Annotated in this window: 1 protein-coding gene and 2 pseudogenes; all 3 read left to right on the top strand. The window is 66.5% G+C overall.

The window, feature by feature from the left end; genetic code table 11:
• Positions 1 to 52: 52 nt before the first annotated feature.
• Positions 53 to 7,111 (top strand): annotated as a pseudogene (locus N7640_RS23620) (amino acid adenylation domain-containing protein); the annotation flags it as partial.
• Positions 7,112 to 7,166: 55 nt separating this feature from the next.
• Positions 7,167 to 11,144 carry an amino acid adenylation domain-containing protein gene (locus tag N7640_RS23615; RefSeq protein ID WP_279906248.1) on the top strand — a complete coding sequence of 1,326 codons (3,978 nt, stop codon included), beginning with the start codon at positions 7,167 to 7,169 and terminating at the stop codon, positions 11,142 to 11,144.
• Between the two features lie 2 nt (positions 11,145 to 11,146).
• Positions 11,147 to 19,271: pseudogene (locus tag N7640_RS23610) on the top strand (amino acid adenylation domain-containing protein); the annotation flags it as partial.

The raw sequence follows: 19,271 nt of genomic DNA, 5'->3' as shown, positions 1-19,271 counted from the left end.
TCGCTCCTGCTGCCTCGCCACTGTTTTTCAAGAAGCTGCCAGGAGAGGTCCCGTGCAAGAACTGCTCGACTCCGTCGGATCGTTGTCCAGCAAAGAGCGCAAGGCGTTGGCCGCGCTGCTGAAGCGCCAGGGTGTGAACCTGTATGGGGTCACGCCCATTTCCCCTCGGGAGAAGGGAGAGCGCTTGACGCTCTCCTACGCTCAGCAGCGCCAGTGGTTCCTCTGGCAACTGGAGCCGGACAGCGCCGCCTACCACATCTCGCTGGCCCTGCGTTTGAAGGGCCAGCTGGATCTCCAGGCGCTGCAACGCAGCTTCGCCGCGCTGATCCACCGCCACGAGTCGCTGCGCACCACCTTCCGCGAGGAAGGCGAGTCGGTGGTTCAGGTCATCCATGGCGACCTGCCTATCGAACTGGCTCTGGAAACCCTCGACTCCACCGATCCGCAGGCCCTGTCGCGCCGGCTCGATGACGGGATACAACGTCCCTTCGATCTGGAGAACGGCCCGCTGCTGCGGGTTCGCTTGCTGCGCCTGGCGGCAGACGAGCACGTCATGGTGTTGACCCTGCATCACATTGTCACCGACGGCTGGTCCATGCCGATCATGGTGGAGGAACTGGTGCAGTGCTACGAGGGCTACCGCGCGGGGCACGAGGTGAGCCTGCCGGCGTTGCCGATTCAGTACGCCGACTATGCGCTGTGGCAGCGCAACTGGATGGAAGCGGGGGAGCGCGAGCGGCAACTGACCTACTGGACCGAGCAACTGGGGGGCGAGCAGCCAGTGCTGGAGCTGCCTATCGACCGGCCGCGTCCGGCGCTTCAGCGCCATGAAGGCGATAGCCTGGATCTGACACTGGATGCCGGACTGTCCCATGCTCTGAAGCAGTTGGCCCAAGAGCGCGGCGTCACGCTGTTCATGCTGCTGCTGGCCTCCTTCCAGGCGCTGCTGCACCGCTACAGCGGACAGGACGACATCCGCGTCGGCGTCCCCACCGCCAACCGCAATCGCGTGGAGACCGAGCGGCTGATCGGGTTCTTCGTCAACACCCAGGTGCTGAAAGCCGACTTCGTGCCGTCGCTCACCTTCGACGATCTGCTGCAACAGACCAAGCAGCGGGTACTGGGTGGCCAGGCCCATCAGGACCTGCCCTTCGAGCAACTGGTCGAGGCCTTGCAGCCTGAGCGCAGCCTGAGCCACGGTCCGCTGTTCCAGGTGATGTTCAACCACCAGCGGGAGGCCCGTCGTGGCACCTGGCAACTGGATGGGTTGAGCCTAGAAGGCATGGATCGGGACCTGCTGATCACTCATTTCGACCTGACCCTGAATACCTTCGAGACCGAGCATGGTCTCCAGGCCTCTCTGGTCTACGACACGGCGCTGTTCGAACGCGGTACAAGCCAGCGCCTGCTGGAACACTGGCTCAACCTGCTGGCGGGCATCGTCCGTCAGCCGCAAAAGGCCGTGGCCGAGCTGCCCATGCTGGGCGAGGCCGAGCGTCAGACCATACTCGGTATCTTTACCCAGCGCTGGAGCCGCGAGGCGGCGGGCCGCCCGGTGCAGCGGCTGTTCGAGGAACAGGTATCGCGGGACCCCGGGGCCATCGCCGTGGTCTGCGAAGGGCACAGCCTCACCTATGGCCAGCTGGACCAGCAGGCCAACCGCCTGGCCCATCGCCTGCGGGAACTGGGTGTCGGCCCCGAGGTACGGGTGGCCATCGCCCTTCCGCGCTCGGTGGAGACCCTGGTGGCCTTCCTCGCGGTGCTGAAGGCCGGCGGCGCCTACGTGCCCCTGGATGTGGCCTATCCGCCGGAGCGCCTGCTCTACCTCATGGAGGACTGCGCCGCTGCGCTGGTGCTGACCCGTAGTGACGTCCAGGCGGGCCTGCCGATCCCCTCGGGGCTGCCTGTGCTGGCCCTGGACCGGGCCGATGCCTGGCAGCATCTGCCGGCGACCGCGCCAGCGGTCGTACTGGCCGAGGGCAACCTGGCCTATGTGATCTACACCTCCGGCTCCACCGGCCAGCCCAAAGGGGTGGCAGTGGCTCACGGCCCCCTGGCGATGCATTGCCTGGCCATTGGCGAACGCTACGAAATGTCCCCCGGGGACTGCGAGCTGCAGTTCATGTCCCTGGCCTTCGACGGCGCCCATGAGCGCTGGCTGACCACTCTGATCCACGGCGCACGTCTGCTCCTTCGCGGCGACGAGCTCTGGACCCCGGAACAGACCTACCGTGTCATGCAACAGCAGGGCGTGACCGTGACGGCGCTGCCGCCGGTGTATCTGCAGCAGTTGGCCGAGCACGCGGAGCGTGAAGGCAACCCTCCGGCGGTACGCATCTACTGCTTCGGCGGCGACGCCGTACCCCAGGCCAGCTACGATCTGGCCTGGCGGGCCCTGCGCCCGCAATACATCTTCAACGGCTACGGCCCGACGGAAACGGTGGTCACGCCACTGCTCTGGAAGGCGCGCCGGGAAGACGCCTGCGGAGCGGCCTACGCCCCCATTGGCACGCTGGTGGGCGGGCGCAGCGGCTATGTGCTGGATGCCGGACTGAATCTGCTGCCCGTGGGCATGGCCGGCGAACTCTACCTGGGTGGCCAGGGTGTGGCCCGTGGTTACCTGGAGCGTCCGGGGCTTACCGCCGAGCGCTTCGTGCCGGACCCCTTCGGCGAGCTGGGGGCTCGGCTCTACCGCAGTGGCGACCTGACCCGTGCTCGGCCCAATGGGCTGGTGGATTACCTGGGGCGTATCGACCACCAAGTAAAGATCCGTGGCTTCCGCATCGAGCTGGGCGAGATCGAGGCCGCGTTGCAAGCGCATGCGGACATCCGCGAGGCGGTGGTGGTGGACATGGACGGCCCCATCGGCAAGCAACTGGTGGGCTTCCTCATCGCCACCGCTGGGCAAGCCGAGCAGCAGGAGGCGCTGCGGACAGAGCTGCGTGAGCAGTTGAAGGCGTCCCTACCGGACTACATGGTGCCGGCCCATCTGCTGTTCCTTGACCATTTGCCGCTGACCCCCAACGGCAAGCTGGACCGCAAGGCCCTGCCGCAGCCGGATGCCAGCCAGTCGCAACAGTCCTATGCGGCACCGCGTACGGAGCGGGAGCAGCTCGTCGCCGCTATCTGGGCCGAGGTGCTCAAAGTGGAGCGGGTCGGCCTGACCGACCATTTCTTCGAGCTGGGTGGCCATTCCCTGCTGGCGACCCAGGTGATCTCCCGGGTTCGCCAGGCCCTGGCCATCGAACTGCCCTTGCGGGAGCTGTTCGAGGCGCCGACGCTCTCCGCCTTCGTCCAGCGTATCGACGGTGCGGTGGGCAACGGCGCACCGGCCTTCGCCACGGCCGATCGTGCACAACCCCTGGTGCTGTCCTATGCCCAGCAGCGCCAGTGGTTCCTCTGGCAACTGGAGCCAACGAGCGCCGCCTACCACATCCCCACGGCCTTGCGCCTGAAGGGGGCGCTGGATATTCCCGCGCTGCAACGCAGCTTCGATGCCCTGGTGCAGCGCCACGAATCCCTGCGCACCACCTTCCAGCAGGTGGGCGAGCAGGCTGTGCAGGTGATTCACCCTCAGTTGCCGGTGGACCTAATGGTGGAAGCGGCGACTGAGGAGACCTTGCAAGCGTTGATCGAAGTCGAAGTACAACGCCCCTTCGATCTGGAACACGGCCCCTTGCTGCGAGTGAAACTGCTGCAACTGGTGGCGGACGAACATGTGCTGGTGCTGACCCTGCACCACATCGTCACCGATGGCTGGTCGACGCCGATCATGGTGGACGAGTTGGTGCAGCTCTACGAGGGCTTCAGCACCGGCAAGGAAGTGTCGTTGCCAGTCTTGGCGTTTCAGTATGCCGACTACGCCCTGTGGCAACGGCAGTGGATGGATGCCGGCGAACGTGAGCGGCAGCTGGCCTACTGGCAGGCACAACTGGGTGATGAGCAGCCGGTGCTGGAACTGCCCACCGACCACCCGCGCCCGGCGGTGCAGAGCCATGCCGGTGCGAGCCTGGACTTCGTGCTGGACGACGAACTGGCCTGGGCCCTGAAGCAGCACGCCCAGAAGCAGGGTGTGACCCTGTTCATGCTGCTGCTGGCCTCGTTCCAGACGCTGCTGCACCGCTACAGCGGGCAGGACGACATCCGTGTCGGGGTGCCGATCGCCAACCGCAATCGACTGGAAACCGAAGGGCTGATCGGCTTCTTCGTCAACACCCAGGTACTCAAGGCCACCTTCACGCCGCAACTCGGCTTCGATGATCTGTTGCAACAGGTGAAGGCCACGGCCCTGGGCGCGCAAGCCCACCAGGACCTGCCTTTCGAGCAACTGGTGGAGGTGCTGCAACCGGAGCGCAGCCTGAGCCACAGCCCGCTGTTCCAGGTGGTGTTCAACCACCAGCGCGAGGTCGCAGGCGAAGTTCGGTACCTGCCACACCTGCAGGTGGAAGGCGTGGCCTGGGAGAACCATACCGCGCAGTTCGACCTGAGCCTGGATACCGTGGAAGGCGAGCAGGGCATCGGTGCCTCGCTGACCTACTGCACGGCGCTGTTCGAGGGCCGTACCCTCGAGCGCCTGCGGGACTGCTGGATCACCCTGTTGCAGGGTATCGTTGCCCAACCGGGGCAGCGTATCGGCGACCTGCCGCTGCTGGATGCGAAGGCCGAGCAACGATTGCTACAGGACTGGAACAGCGCAACCACCCGGTTCCCGGTGACGGACTGCCTGCACCAGCGAATCGAAGCCCAGGCGGCCAAGACCCCCGAGGCCACGGCCCTGGTCTATGGAGATCAGTCTCTCAGCTACGGCGAGCTGAACCGCCGGGCCAACCGGCTGGCTCATGCCCTGCGTGCCCGTGGCGTCGGCCCGGACGTGCTGGTGGGTATCGCGGTGGAGCGCAGTCTAGAAATGGTGGTGGGGTTGCTGGGCATCCTCAAGGCCGGCGGCGCCTATGTGCCGCTGGACCCGGAGTATCCGAGCGACCGCCTGAGCTACATGCTGGAAGACAGCGGCATTGGTCTGTTGCTGACCCAGTCCCACCTCACATCGACGCTGCCGATTCCCGAAAGCATTCAATGCCTGGCACTGGACGGCGAGGAAGACTGGTTGGACGGCCAGCCCGAGCACAACCCGGTCAATCTGTGCACCCCGGACAACCTGGCCTATGTGATCTACACCTCGGGCTCCACCGGCAAGCCGAAAGGCACGCTGCTGCCGCACCACAACGTGTCGCGGCTGTTCGAGGCCACGGAGGACTGGTTCCAGTTCGATGCGCGGGACGTGTGGGCGGTGTTCCACTCCTACGCCTTCGATTTCTCGGTGTGGGAGCTGTTTGGCGCGCTGCTCTACGGCGGCACGGCGGTGCTGGTAGCGAAGGAAGTGTCGCGCTCGCCGGAGGACTTCCTGGCCTTGCTGGTGCGGGACGGGGTGACGGTACTGAACCAGACGCCGTCGGCCTTCAAGCAACTGATTCCGGTGGCTTGCGCGGCGGCCGAGGCCGGCCAGTCCCTGGCCCTGCGCTATGTGGTCTTCGGTGGCGAGGCCCTGGACGTGGGCAGCCTGGAGCCTTGGTTCGACGGCTTCGGCGATGACCAGCCGCAACTGGTGAACATGTACGGCATCACCGAAACCACGGTGCACGTGACCTATCGGCCGCTGTCTCGGGCGGACCTGGAACAGGCGGCGGTGAGCCCCATCGGCGAGGTGATCCCGGACCTGTCCTGGTACCTGCTGGACGGCCAGCTGAACCCGGCGGCGCCGGGCAGCCATGGCGAGCTGCACATCGGCCGGGCGGGGCTGGCCCGGGGTTATCACCGCCGCGCGGCGCTGACCGCCGAGCGCTTTATCCCCGATCCCTTCGACACCAGTGCCCAGGGCGGTGGTCGGTTGTACCGCAGCGGCGATCTGGCCCGGGATCGGGGCGAAGGGGTGATCGAGTATGCGGGTCGGATCGATCACCAGGTGAAGATCCGTGGTTTCCGCATCGAACTAGGCGAGATCGAGGCGAAGCTGCAGGAGCACCCGGCGATCCGCGAAGCGGTGGTGCTGGACAGGGAGGGCCCTGGCGGCAAGCAGCTGGTGGGTTATCTGCTGACCGACTCCGTGGAGGAGGAGGTCCAGGCCGGTCTGCGGGTGGAGCTGCGCGAGCGGCTGAAGGCGGTGCTGCCGGACTACATGGTGCCGGCGCACCTGCTGTTCCTCGACCACCTGCCGCTGACCGGCAACGGCAAGCTGGACCGCAAGGCGCTGCCGGAGCCGGATGCCAGCCAGTCGCAGCAGGTCTACGTGGCACCGCGCACGGTGCTGGAGCAGAGCATCGCCGCTATCTGGGCCGAAGTGCTGAAGGTGGAGCGGGTGGGACTCACCGACAACTTCTTCGAGCTGGGGGGGGATTCCATCGTCTCGATCCAGGTGGTCAGCCGTGCCCGTCAGGCCGGTATCCATTTCACTCCCAAGGAGCTGTTCCAGCACCAGACGGTGCAAGGCCTGGCCAGCATCGCCCGGCAAGGCGAAGCGGCAGTGCTGGTCGACCAGGGGCCGCTGGTCGGTGAGGCCGCGCTGCTGCCGATCCAGCATTACTTCTTCGAGGAGGCCATCCCCGAGCGTCATCACTGGAACCAGTCGGTGCTGCTCAAGGCAGGCCAGCCGCTGGACGCCGAGTTGCTGGAGCAGGCCCTGCGGGCCCTGGCCAGCCAGCACGACGCCCTGCGCCTCGTATTCGTCCAGCAGAGCGATGGGGCCTGGAGCGCCCATTACCGCCCCCTGGCCGAACAGGAACAGGCCTGGGCAGACAGCCCTTTGCTGTGGCAGGCGGAAGTGAGCGATTCCGAGGCACTGGAGGCACTCTGCGACAAGGCCCAGCGCAGCCTGGATCTGTGTCGTGGGCCCTTGTTGCGGGCCGTGCTGGCGAATCTGGCCGATGGCAGCCAGCGGTTGTTGCTGGCGATCCATCACCTGGTGGTGGATGGCGTGTCCTGGCGCATCCTGCTGGATGATCTACAGACCGCCTACGGACAACTGGCCGCAAGCACGCCGGTGGTTCTGCCAGCCAAGACCAGTTCTACTCGGGGCTGGGCTGAGCGCCTTGCCCGCTACGCCACGGGCGAAGGCCGGCAGGAAGAGGCTTACTGGCTGCAGCAGCTAGGGGGGATTTCTGCCGACCTGCCCTGTGACAACCCCGGGGGGGGCTTTGCAGCAGCGCCATGTCGCCACCATCCACACCCGGCTGGATTCCGGCTACACCCGCAAGCTGCTGCAGCAGGCGCCGGCGGCCTATCGCACCCAGGTCAACGATCTGTTGCTGACGGCGCTGGCCCGGGTCATTGCCCGCTGGACCGGAGAGGATTCGGTGCGGGTGCAACTGGAAGGCCACGGTCGCGAAGACCTGTTCGACGAGATCGACTTGACTCGCACCCTCGGCTGGTTCACCAGCCTGTACCCTGTGCGGTTGAGCCCGGCGGATACCCTGGAAGGCTCGCTCAAGCGGATCAAGGAACAACTGCGCGGCATCCCCGCCAAGGGCGTCGGCTTCGGCGCGCTGCGCTACCTGGGCGAGCCGGCGACGCGGCTACGGCTCGCGGCGCTGCCACCAGCACGGATCACCTTCAACTACCTTGGCCAGTTCGACGGCAGCTTCGTTGGAGACGGCGAGGGCGCCTTCTTCGTGCCGGCCGAGGAGCGGGCCGGCGCCAATCTGAGCGCCGACGCGCCGCTGGGCAACTGGCTGTCCATCAACGGCCAGGTGTTCGCCAGCGAGCTGAGCATGGGCTGGAGCTTCAGCCGCGAGATGTTCCGGGAAGCCACCATTCAGCACCTGGCCGACGCCTATGCCGAGGAGCTGCGCCAACTGATCGACCATTGCGTCCAGGGGCAGGCCTCGGCGGTGACGCCCTCGGACTTCCCCCTGGCCGGGCTGACTCAGGAGCAACTGGACTGCCTGCCGCTGCCGGCACGGGAAATCGACGATCTCTACCCGTTGTCGCCCATGCAGCAGGGCATGCTCTTCCACACCCTTCTCGAACAGGAGAGCGGCAGCTACATCAACCAGTTGCGGGTCGACGTGCAAGGGCTTGATGTGGAGCGCTTCCGCCACGCCTGGGACGTGGTGGTGGAGCGCCAGGAGGTGCTTCGGGCCAGCTTCGTCACCCTGTTCGAGCAACCGCTGCAGGTGATCCGCAAACGCCTCGAGCTGCCTTTCACGGTGCTCGACTGGTCCCAGCATGCTCAACTCCAGCAGGACCTGGACGCCTGGGCCCTGGCCGACCGCCAGCGGGGCTTTGACTTACTGCGCGATCCGCTGCTGCGCCTGGGGGTGATCCGCACCGGCGAAAACAGCCATCACCTGATCTACACCAGTCACCACATCCTCATGGACGGCTGGAGCAACTCCCAGTTGCTGGGTGAGGTGCTGCAGGTGTATGGCCGGGAGGCCTGCATCCCCTACGCCGGCCGCTATCGCGACTACATCGAGTGGCTCGCCGCCCAGGATAGCCAGGTCAGTGAAGCTTTCTGGAGAGGCCAGTTGCAGCCGCTGGAAGAACCGACCTTCCTGGTCCAGGCGCTCAAGCGCGACGAGACCGTGGACGATGCCGGCCATGATGATCACTACCAGGTAGTGGATGCGCAGCGCACCCAGGCCCTGGGAGAGTTCGCCCGCCAGCAGCGGCTGACGGTCAACACCCTGGTGCAGTCGGCCTGGCTGCTGCTGTTGCAGCGCTACACCGGCCAGGACTGCGTGGCCTTCGGCGCCACGGTGGCGGGACGTCCGGCGGACCTGCCGGGGGTGGAGCGGCAACTGGGCCTGTTCATCAACACCTTGCCGGTCATCGCCAGCCCGAGACCGGAGCTGACTGTGGGGCAATGGCTGGAACAGGTGCAGGGGCAGAACCTGGCGCTGCGCGAGCACGAACATACCCCGCTGTTCGAGATTCAGCGCTGGGCGGGCCGCAGTGGCGACGGGCTGTTCGACAGCATCCTGGTGTTCGAGAACTACCCGGTGTCGGAGGTGCTGCAACAGGGGGCCCCAGCGGGCCTGCGCTTCTCCGCAACGGAGAACCACGAACGCACCAACTACCCGCTGACCCTGACCCTCGGGCTGGCAGACGAACTGACGATTCACTACAGCTACGACCGCCGTTACTTCAGCGCGGCCTCCATCGGCGCCATCGCCGGGCACTTCGGTAACCTGCTGGAAGGACTCATTGCCGACGCGGAGCGCCCGCTGGCCGAGCTATCGATGCTGGCCGAAGGCGAACGCCAGCGGGTTCTCGGCCCCTGGAGTCGCACGGCGGACAGCCACCCGGCGGCGCTCTGTGTTCACCAGCTTATCGAGGCACAGGTGGCCAGGACCCCTGATGCCACGGCGCTGGTATGTGGCAGCCAGTCTCTCGGATACGCTGAACTGAACCGCCGCGCCAACCAACTGGCTCACGCTCTGCGTGCTCGTGGCGTCGGTCCGGATGTGCTGGTGGGCATCGCGGTGGAGCGCAGCCTGGAAATGGTGGTGGGGCTGCTAGGTATCCTCAAGGCTGGTGGTGCCTATGTGCCTCTGGACCCGGAGTACCCCCGCGAACGACTCAGCTACATGCTGGCCGACAGTGGCATCGGTCTGTTGCTGACCCAGGCGCATCTGAGAGAGCAGCTGGGCGTTCCGGAGGGGGGTCAATGCCTGCTGCTGGAGGCCGGCGAAGACTGGCTGGAGGGCCATGCCGAAAGCAATCCGGTAAGCATCAACGGGCCGCAGAACCTGGCCTACGTGATCTATACCTCCGGCTCTACCGGTCAGCCCAAGGGCGCGGCGGTGCGCCGGGGCAGCTTCGGCAACCTCCTGCGCTGGTACCGCGAGGGTTGTGGCCTGACCCCACGCGACGGCGTGCTGCTTATCAGCTCCCATGGTTTTGATCTGACCCAGAAGAACATCTACGGCGTGCTCTGTGTCGGTGGCCAACTGCACCTGCCGGCGCCGGGCTACGATCCCCTGGGCCATCGCCAGCAGATCGAGGATCACCGTCTGACAGTGGTCAACTGTGCCCCGAGCGCGTTCTATCCGATGCTCCAAGGCGAGCATTCGAAACTGCGCTCCCTGCGTCATCTGCTCCTCGGTGGCGAGCCGATCCAGCCGGGCGAACTGGCAGGATGGCTGAGTGCGTCCCACGCGGCGGAGGTCGTGGTGCAGAACACCTACGGCCCCACCGAATGCACCGACGTGGTGATCGGCCACGCCCTGCCGGGGCCCGCTATCGTGGGGCGCGCCGGGCTGCCCATCGGGCGGCCCTTGCCGGGGGTAACGGTGCGCCTGCTGGGAACGGCAGGTGAGCTGGTCGCGCCGGGCGTGGTGGGCGAGCTGTTCATCGGCGGCGACTGCGTCGGCGAAGGCTACTGGCGGCGTCCGGGGCTGACGGCGGAGCGCTTCCTGCCCGACCCGTTCGATGACGGCGAGCAGGGCGGCGGCCGGCTCTACCGCAGCGGCGATCTGGCCCGTTTCGGCGATGACGGTCTGATCGAATACCTGGGCCGGGTCGACCACCAAGTGAAGATTCGTGGTCTGCGCATCGAACTTGGCGAGATCGAGGTGAAGCTGCGCGCCCTGCCGGCGATCCGCGAGGCGGTGGTGCTGGCCGTGGACGGGCCCGGTGGTCAGCAACTGGCTGCTTACCTGGTGGCGGAATCCTCTCCGGCGGATGCCCAGGCTCTGCGTGGTCGCCTGCGGGATGCGCTACGGGCGGAGCTGCCGGACTACATGGTGCCAAGCCATTTCCTGTTCCTCGACCGTCTGCCCCTGAACCCCAACGGCAAGCTGGACCGCAAGGCTCTGCCGCAGCCGGACGCCAGCCTGCATCAACAGGCTTACGTGGCGCCGCGCACGGAACTGGAGGAGCGCCTGGTGGCCATCTGGGCCGAGGTGCTGAAGGTGGAGCGGGTCGGACTTTCCGACAACTTCTTCGAGCTGGGCGGGCACTCCCTGCTGGCCGCCCAGGCCATTTCCCAAATCAATGCGCAGCTCGGCATCGACGTGCCGCTGCGCCTCATTTTCGAGAACCCTATGTTGAGCGAATTTGCCATGGCGCTGGAAAGCGACGGCCTGTCCCTGAGTGAGGATGGCCTGAGTGATATCGAGAAACTCATGGACGCTCTGGCGGAGGCATGACGATGGACAGAACAGCCGCAGAACGTATCGCCAAGCGCTTCGTCAGCCTTCCGCTGGATCAGCGCCGGAGCATTCTCGACAGGATGGTGGAAACCGGCCAGAGCTTCCGCCTGCTGCCGATCATGCCCACCCGCCAGGACGCGGAGCGTATCCCCCTGTCCTATGCGCAGCAGCGCCTGCTGTTCCTCTGGCAGATGGAGCCGGACAGCACCTTCTACAACGTGCCCATGGCGGTGCGCCTGCGTGGTGAACTGGACAGTGGGGCCATGGAGCGGGCGTTGCAGGCGCTGGTTCGTCGCCACGAAGCCCTGCGCACCCGCTTCGTCTCCGTGGACGGCAGCTACTACCAGGAGGTGCTGGAGGAGGCACCGCTACGCCTGGAGATGGAGGCCTGTATGGCGGGCCTGGACGAGGACGCGCTTCGGGCGCGGGTGCGCGACGAGCTGTCCCGGCCTTTCGACCTGCTCCAGGGACCGTTGCTGCGGGCCAAGCTGCTGCGACTGGCCGATGACGAGTACGTGCTGACCCTGTGCATGCACCACATCGTCTCCGACGGCTGGTCGAGCGAGCTGATGGTGGAGGAGTTCGTCCAGCTCTACGGGGCGGAGGTGGAAGGGCGCGGTGCCGCACTGACCGAGCTGCCGATCCAGTACGCCGACTACGCGATCTGGCAACGGGCCTGGCTGGAGGCCGGGGAGGGTGAGCGGCAACTGGCCTACTGGCAGGCGCAACTGGGTGACGAACAGCCAGTGCTGAGCCTGCCCCTGGACCATGAGCGCCCCGCCAGCCCGAGCTTCCGGGGCAGGCTGGTGCGTGCCGACATCGACCCGGCGCTGGCCGACCGCCTGCGGGCTCATGCACGCGGCAACGGCCACACCCTGTTCATGCTGGTGCTCGCGGCGGTGGCGGTGGTGCTGTCGCGCTACAGCGGCCAGGCGGACATCCGCATCGGCGCGCCGAACGCCGGGCGCAACCGCAAGGAGCTTGAAGGCCTGATCGGCTTCTTCATCAACACCCAGGTCCTGCGTGTGCAGGTGGACGAGTGCGCCACCTTCCACGAACTGGCCGAGCAGGTCCGGGCCGTGGTGGCTGGCGCGCAATCCCATCAGGACCTGCCCTTCGAGCAACTGGTGGATGCCCTGGCGCCGGAGCGTCATCTGGGCCACAACCCGCTATTCCAGTTCAAGATCAACCAGAACGTCGCCCGGGAAACCGGCGCCCGCCGCCTGGCCGGCCTGGTGGTCGAGGGCTACCCCCTGGAAACCGTGGACGCGCACTTCGACCTGGCCTTCGATTTCACCGATACCCCCGAGGGGATAGACGCGACCTTCACCTACGCCACCGACCTGTTCGACGCGGCTACCATCGAGCGCCTGGCCGGCTCCTTGCGCGCCGTGCTGGAGACCCTGGTGAGCGCACCGCACACCCGCCTGCTGGAGCACCCCGAGGTGGTTCGAGAGGTAGGCGCGCCGGCCCGTAGTGACTATCCCTGTGCCGATTTCCTCGCTCTCTGGCAGTACGCGCTGGAGCAGCCGGCCGAGGGGCATGTGCGTTGCGGCGAGCAGGTGGTCGGCTACCCGGAACTGGAGCAGGCATCCAACCGACTGGCCCGTCACCTCCAGGCCCGGGGCGTCGGCACCGGCTCCATCGTCGCCCTTTGCCAGGCGCGCTCGGTGGAGTGGGTGACGGCGGTACTGGCGGTGCTCAAGAGCGGAGGGGCCTACCTGCCCCTGGATGACCAGCAACCTCTCGAACGCGTCCAGCAACTGCTGGATGACAGTGGCGCTGCCATGCTGATCCACGACCGCGTCGATGAACGCTTTTCCGCCATCGTCGGGGCTAGGACCCTGGCTTACGAGCCTGCTGCCTGGGCCGGCTACGACGCCAAGCCGCTGCTCTTGGACCTCGATCCGCAGCAGGCTGCCTACCTGATCTATACCTCGGGCTCCACGGGCAACCCCAAGGGCGTGGTGGTCAGTCATGGCGCCCTGGCCAACTACCTGCAGGCGGTGCTCGAGCGCCTGAAACTACCGACGGACGCCAGCCTGGCCATGGTTTCCACCATCGCCGCCGACCTGGGGCACACCATGCTCTTCGGCGCCCTGGCCTCCGGGCGCCCGCTGCACCTGCTGGCCCATGAACTGGCGTTCGACCCGGACGCCTTCGCGGGCTACATGGCGAGCCACCAGGTGGCCGTACTGAAACTGGTGCCGAGCCACCTGCAGGGCTTGCTGCAGGCCGCCCGTCCGGCTGATGTGCTGCCGGCCCACGCCCTGGTGCTGGGTGGGGAGGCCTGTCCCTGGCCACTGGTGGAGAATGTCCGCCAGCTCAAGCCGGGTTGCCGGGTCATCAACCACTACGGTCCCACGGAGACCACCGTGGGCATGCTCACCCACGAGGTGCACGATGTCCTCGGGGGCAGCCGCAGCGTACCGGTGGGTGCGCCCCTGGCGAACGGTCAGGCGCTAATCTTCGATCCTTACCTTAACCCCGCCATGCCGGGCGTCGCGGGCGAGCTCTACCTGGGAGGCGCAGGCCTGGCCCAGGGCTACCTGGGCCGTCCGGCGCTGACCGCCGAGCGCTTCGTGCCGGCCGCCTTCGGTGACCGGCTCTATCGCACCGGCGACCTGGCCCGCGAGGCCAACGGTAGCGTGCTGGAGTTCATCGGTCGCGCCGACGACCAGGTGAAAATCCGTGGCTACCGGGTCGAGCCCGGCGAAGTGACCCAGGCGCTACTGGGCCTCGCCGGTGTGAAGGAAGCCGTGGTCCGGGCGATCCCGCTGGAAAGCGACCGGGCCCGTCTGCAATTGGTGGCCTATTGCGCCGTGGTAGAAGATGTCACCGCCGAGGCGTTGCAGCAGGCGCTGCGGGAGCGCCTGCCGGACTACATGGTGCCGGCGCATATCCTGCTGCTGGAGCGCCTGCCCCTCACCGCCAACGGCAAGCTGGATCGCAAGGCTCTGCCGGAAGCCGGAGTGGCTACCCAGGAACATGTCGAACCGACCGGTGAGATCGAAGAGGCGCTGGCAGCGATCTGGGCCGAAGTGCTGAAGCGGGAGAAGGTCGGGGCCTCCGACAACTTCTTCGAGCTGGGCGGCGACTCGATCCTGAGCCTGCAGATCATCGCCCGGGCCAAGCGCCGTGGCTTAAAGCTGACCCCCAAACAACTGTTCGAGCAGCAGACCATCCGCGAACTGGCGCAGGTGGCCAAGCCCATCGAAGAGCGGAAGACGGCTGCCGCGCCTATTACCGCTCCCGAGACCGCTCCCTTCGCCCTCTCGGGATTGAGCCCGGCGCAGCTGGAGACACTGCCGATTCCCCTGGCGGACTTGGAGGACGTCTATCCGCTGTCGCCGATGCAGGAGGGCATGCTGTTCCATGCGGTGTTCGCCGCCGGCAATGGCGACTACGTCAACCAGACGCGGGTGAATGTCGACGGCATGGATGTCCCACGCATGCGCGCTGCCTGGCAGGCGGCGGTGGATCGCCACGAGGTGCTGCGAGCCAGCTTCCTGAATACCCTCGGTCGGCCGTTGCAACTGATCCAGCGACGCGTCGAGGTGCCCTTCACCGAACTGGACTGGCGCGGTCGGGCTGACCTGGATAGCGCCCTGGATGACTGGGCCCAGGCGGACTACCGCAGTGGCTTCGACATGGAGCATGGACCTCTGCTGCGCCTGGCGGTGATCCGCATCGGGGAGCGTACCCACCACCTGATCCTGACCATGCACCACATTCTCATGGATGGCTGGAGCAATTCCCAACTCCTGGGCGAGGTGCTGCAGGTGTACGCCGGGCGTGCCCTCGAAGCCCAGGAAGGCCACTACCGCGATTACATCCAATGGCTGGGCCAGCAGGACAAGGCCCAGGCCGAAACTTTCTGGAGTGAGCGTCTGTGCCAGTTGGAGGAGCCGACCCTGCTGGCTCCGACGATTCGCCAGCGCGGCCTGGGCGAAGGCTATGGCGAGCACCTGCATCTGCTCAGTGGCGAGCAGAGCCGCACGCTGCACGAATTCGCCCGCCAGCAGCGAGTCACCCTCAATACCCTGATGCAGGCGGCCTGGTTGCTGCTGCTACAGCGCTACACCGGCCAGGAGTCCGTCTCCTTCGGTGCCACGGTGGCGGGGCGGCCGATGGAGTTGAAGGGCGTGGACCGGCAACTGGGGCTATTCATCAATACCCTACCGGTGATCGCCAGTCCCCGCCCGGAACAATCGGTGGGCGAATGGCTGAGACAGGTCCAGGACGAGAACCTCAAACTGCGGGAATTCGAGCATAGCCCGTTGTATGACATCCAGAGCTGGGCTGGCTGGGGCGGCAAGGCCCTGTTCGATAACATCCTGGTGTTCGAGAACTACCCGGTGGCGGACGCACTCCGCGACGCCTCCCCCGAGGGGCTGGTGTTCCGCGATCTGCTGGGCAAGGGGCAGACCAACTACCCATTGACCCTGACCATCGAGGCCGGCGAGACCCTGTCGATCCACTACAGCCACGACCGCCAGCACTTCAGCGAGGCTACCATCGCCCAGATCGCCGGGCATTTCGGCCGGCTGCTGGAGGCCCTCGTGGCTGACGCCCAGACCTGCCTGGCGGACCTGTCCTGGCAGACCGAGGACGAGCAGTGTCGAGTGATCCACGACTGGGGTCGCGCGCCGGCCGGCCATCCGGGTGGCCAGTGCATTCACCTCCTGATCGAGGCCCAGGTGGAGCGCACGCCGGAGGCGGTGGCCCTGGTGTTCGGCGACCAGTGCCTGAGCTACCGCCAGCTGAACCAGCGTGCCAACCGCATCGCCCACCACCTGCGCGAACTGGGTGTGGGCCCGGACGTGGCCGTGGGCGTTGCCCTGGAGCGTGGCCTGGAGATGGTGGTGGGGTTGCTGGGCATCCTCAAGGCGGGCGGTGCCTACGTTCCGCTGGACCCGCAATACCCGGCGGAACGCCTGAACTACATGATGGAAGACAGCGGAATTCGCCTGCTCCTGACCCAGTCCCGGGTAGAGCAACGGCTGTTGCTACCGGCGGGCGTGCGCAGCCTCTACCTGGAGCCAGGCAGCCTCTGGCCGGAAGGCTATCCGGAGGAGAACCCGGTCAGCCTCGCCGAGCCGCAGAACCTCGCATACATCATGTACACCTCGGGCTCCACCGGGCGGCCCAAGGGCGTTGACATCAGTCACGACTCCCTGAGCCGGCATGCCTTCGTGTCCCTCGGCTTCTTCAACCTTTCCGCCAGCGACCGCATCCTGCAGTTCGCCACCTTCAACTTCGATGGCTTCGTCGAGCAGCTCTATCCTGCGCTGGTGTGCGGTGCTTCGGTGGTGATCCGTGGGCAGGACATCTGGGACAGCGAGACCTTCTACCGCGAGTTGATCGACAAGGACATCAGCGTGGTCGATCTGACCACGGCCTACTGGTTCCTGCTGGCCACGGACTTTGCCGCCAAGGGGCCGAGGGACTATGGCCGTCTGCACCAGGTCCACTCCGGGGGCGAGGCGATGCCGCCGGAAGGGGTAGCCGCCTGGAAGCAGGCCGGTCTAGGCCATGTGCGCCTGCTGAACACCTATGGCCCGACCGAGGCCACCGTGACCGTCACTGCCCACGACTGCACGGCGTACCTCACCGGGAGCGCCGCGCTGCCTCTGTCGATGCCCGTAGGCCGGCCGCTGGAAGGCCGCGCCATCTACCTGCTGGACCGCGCCGGGAACCTCGTTCCCTGCGGGGCCGTGGGTGAACTGGTGATCGGCGGCGAACTCCTTGCCCGTGGTTACCACCAACGCCCTGCGCTGACTGCCGAACGCTTCATTCCAGACCCTTTCGATGAAGCCGGCGGTGGCCGTCTGTATCGCACCGGCGACCTGGCCCGCCACGGTGAGGGCGGTGTGATCGAGTACGTGGGGCGCATCGACCACCAGGTGAAGATCCGCGGCTTCCGCATCGAGCCGGGCGAGATCGAGGCTCGTCTGCTGGAGCAGGCTAGCGTGCGCGAAGCGGCGGTATTGGCTCTGGATGGCCCCAACGGCAAGCAACTGGTGGGCTACGTGGTGGCCGCCGATCCGGAGGCCATTGGCGAGGACGAGTTGCGGGAAGAACTGCGGCTGGCCCTGAAGGCGAACCTGCCGGATTACATGTGGCCAGCGCACCTGCTGTTTCTGCCGCGACTGCCCCTGAGCCCCAACGGCAAGCTGGACCGCAAGGCCCTGCCGGCGCCGGATGCCAGCCTGCTGCTGCGCCAGTTCGTGGCTCCGGTCAGCGAACTGGAACAGCAGGTGGCGGCGGCCTGGGCCGAGGTGCTGAAGCTGGAGAGGGTAGGCCTTGCCGACAACTTCTTCGAGCTGGGCGGGCATTCGCTGCTGGCGACCCAGGTGACCGGCCGCCTGCAGATCGCCCTCGGGGTCAACCTGCCCCTGGCGTTGCTCTTCGAGGCGGCGAACCTGCAGGCCTACGCAGTGGCCATCGCGGGCCTGCAGCCCAGCAGCGCTGCGGATATGGATGAGTTGCACGACTTTATGAGTGAGCTTGAGGCGGTTTGAGATGTCGATCGATAAGAACATGGAACTGGTGTACCGATTCGTTCAACTGCCCCTGCCGCAACGTGGACAGTTTCTGGCGAAGCTGACGGCAAAGGGCATCAGTCTTGCCCAGTTCCCTATCCCGGTGCTGCGCACCGATGTCGAGCGTCTGCCGCTGTCCTTCGCCCAGCAACGGCAATGGTTTCTCTGGCAGCTGGAGCCGGAAAGCACGGCCTACCACATGCCGACGGTGCTGCGCCTGCGCGGGCATCTGGATATCGGGGCCTTGCGCCGCAGCTTCCAGCAACTGATCGAGCGCCATGAAACCCTGCGTACCAATTTCCGCCAGGATGCGGGGCAGGCCTGGCAGGTGATTCATTCCGAGACTCGCTTCGAACTCGCGCTGGATATGCTGGATGACCCGGAGGAGGCGGAGATCCGTGAGCGGATCGAGGCCGAGATCCGCCAGGTCTTCGATCTGGAGCACGGCCAGCTGCTGCGAGTACGGCTGCTGCGCCTCGGCGAGGACGACCACATCCTGGTGATGACCCTGCACCACATTGTCTCGGATGGCTGGTCGGCGCCGGTGATGGTGGACGAGCTGATCCAGCTCTACATCGGTTGCCGCGAGGGTGGCAGGGCGGCCCTGCCGGCGCTGCCGATCCAGTACGCCGATTACGCCATCTGGCAACGCAGCTGGATGGAGGCGGGCGAGCGGGAGCGACAACTGGCCTATTGGCGGGCCCAGTTGGGCGACGAGCAACCGGTGCTGCAGCTGCCCACCGACCGGGCGCGCCCGGCGGTGCAGAGCTTCGCCGGGGCAACCTTGGGGATCGAACTCGACGCCGACCTGGCCGGGGCATTGAAGCTGCTGGCCCAGGAGCAGGGCGTCACTCTGTTCATGGTGCTCCTGACCTCCTTCCAGTCGCTGCTGCATCGCTACACCGGGCAGCGCGATATCCGCGTCGGCGTGCCTATCGCTAACCGCAACCGGGTGGAGACGGAGCGATTGATCGGCTTCTTCGTGAACACTCAGGTGCTCAAGGCCGAGTTCGAGCCGGATACCTCGTTCAGCGAGTTGCTGTGCCAGGTCAAGCTGCGCGTGGTTGGCGCCCAGGCTCACCAGGATCTGCCCTTCGAGCAACTGGTGGATGCCCTGCAACCGGAGCGCAGCCTGAGCCAGAGCCCGCTGTTCCAGGTGATGTTCAACCATCAGAGCGAATCCCGGGGCGAGGCGCGGCAACTGCCTGGCCTGAGGGTGGAGGCGGTGGGCCGCGAGAACCACACGGCGCAGTTCGATCTGACCCTGGATACCTTCGAGTATGCCGGAGGTATCGGCGCCTCCCTGAGTTATGCCACCGCGCTGTTCAACCGGGAAACCATCGAGCGCATGGGCCGCCATTGGACCCAGTTGCTTCGCGGGGTCGTGGCCAGCACGGCGCAACGTGTCGCTGAACTGCCGCTGCTGACGGAGGATGAGCGCGAGCGCCTGGATGCGTGGAACCCGGCCGTCGAGGCGGTGGTCGAGACGAGCATTCACCGGCTGATCGAGGCGCAGGTGACGCGGACTCCCGAGGCCATCGCGCTAGTAGCTGGCGAGCGTAGCTTGAGCTACGCCGAG

Origin of the sequence: Pseudomonas sp. GD04015 (genome assembly GCF_029837675.1) — a bacterium.
Lineage (GTDB): Bacteria > Pseudomonadota > Gammaproteobacteria > Pseudomonadales > Pseudomonadaceae > Aquipseudomonas > Aquipseudomonas paralcaligenes.
This window is presented reverse-complemented; position numbering and strand designations above follow the sequence as displayed.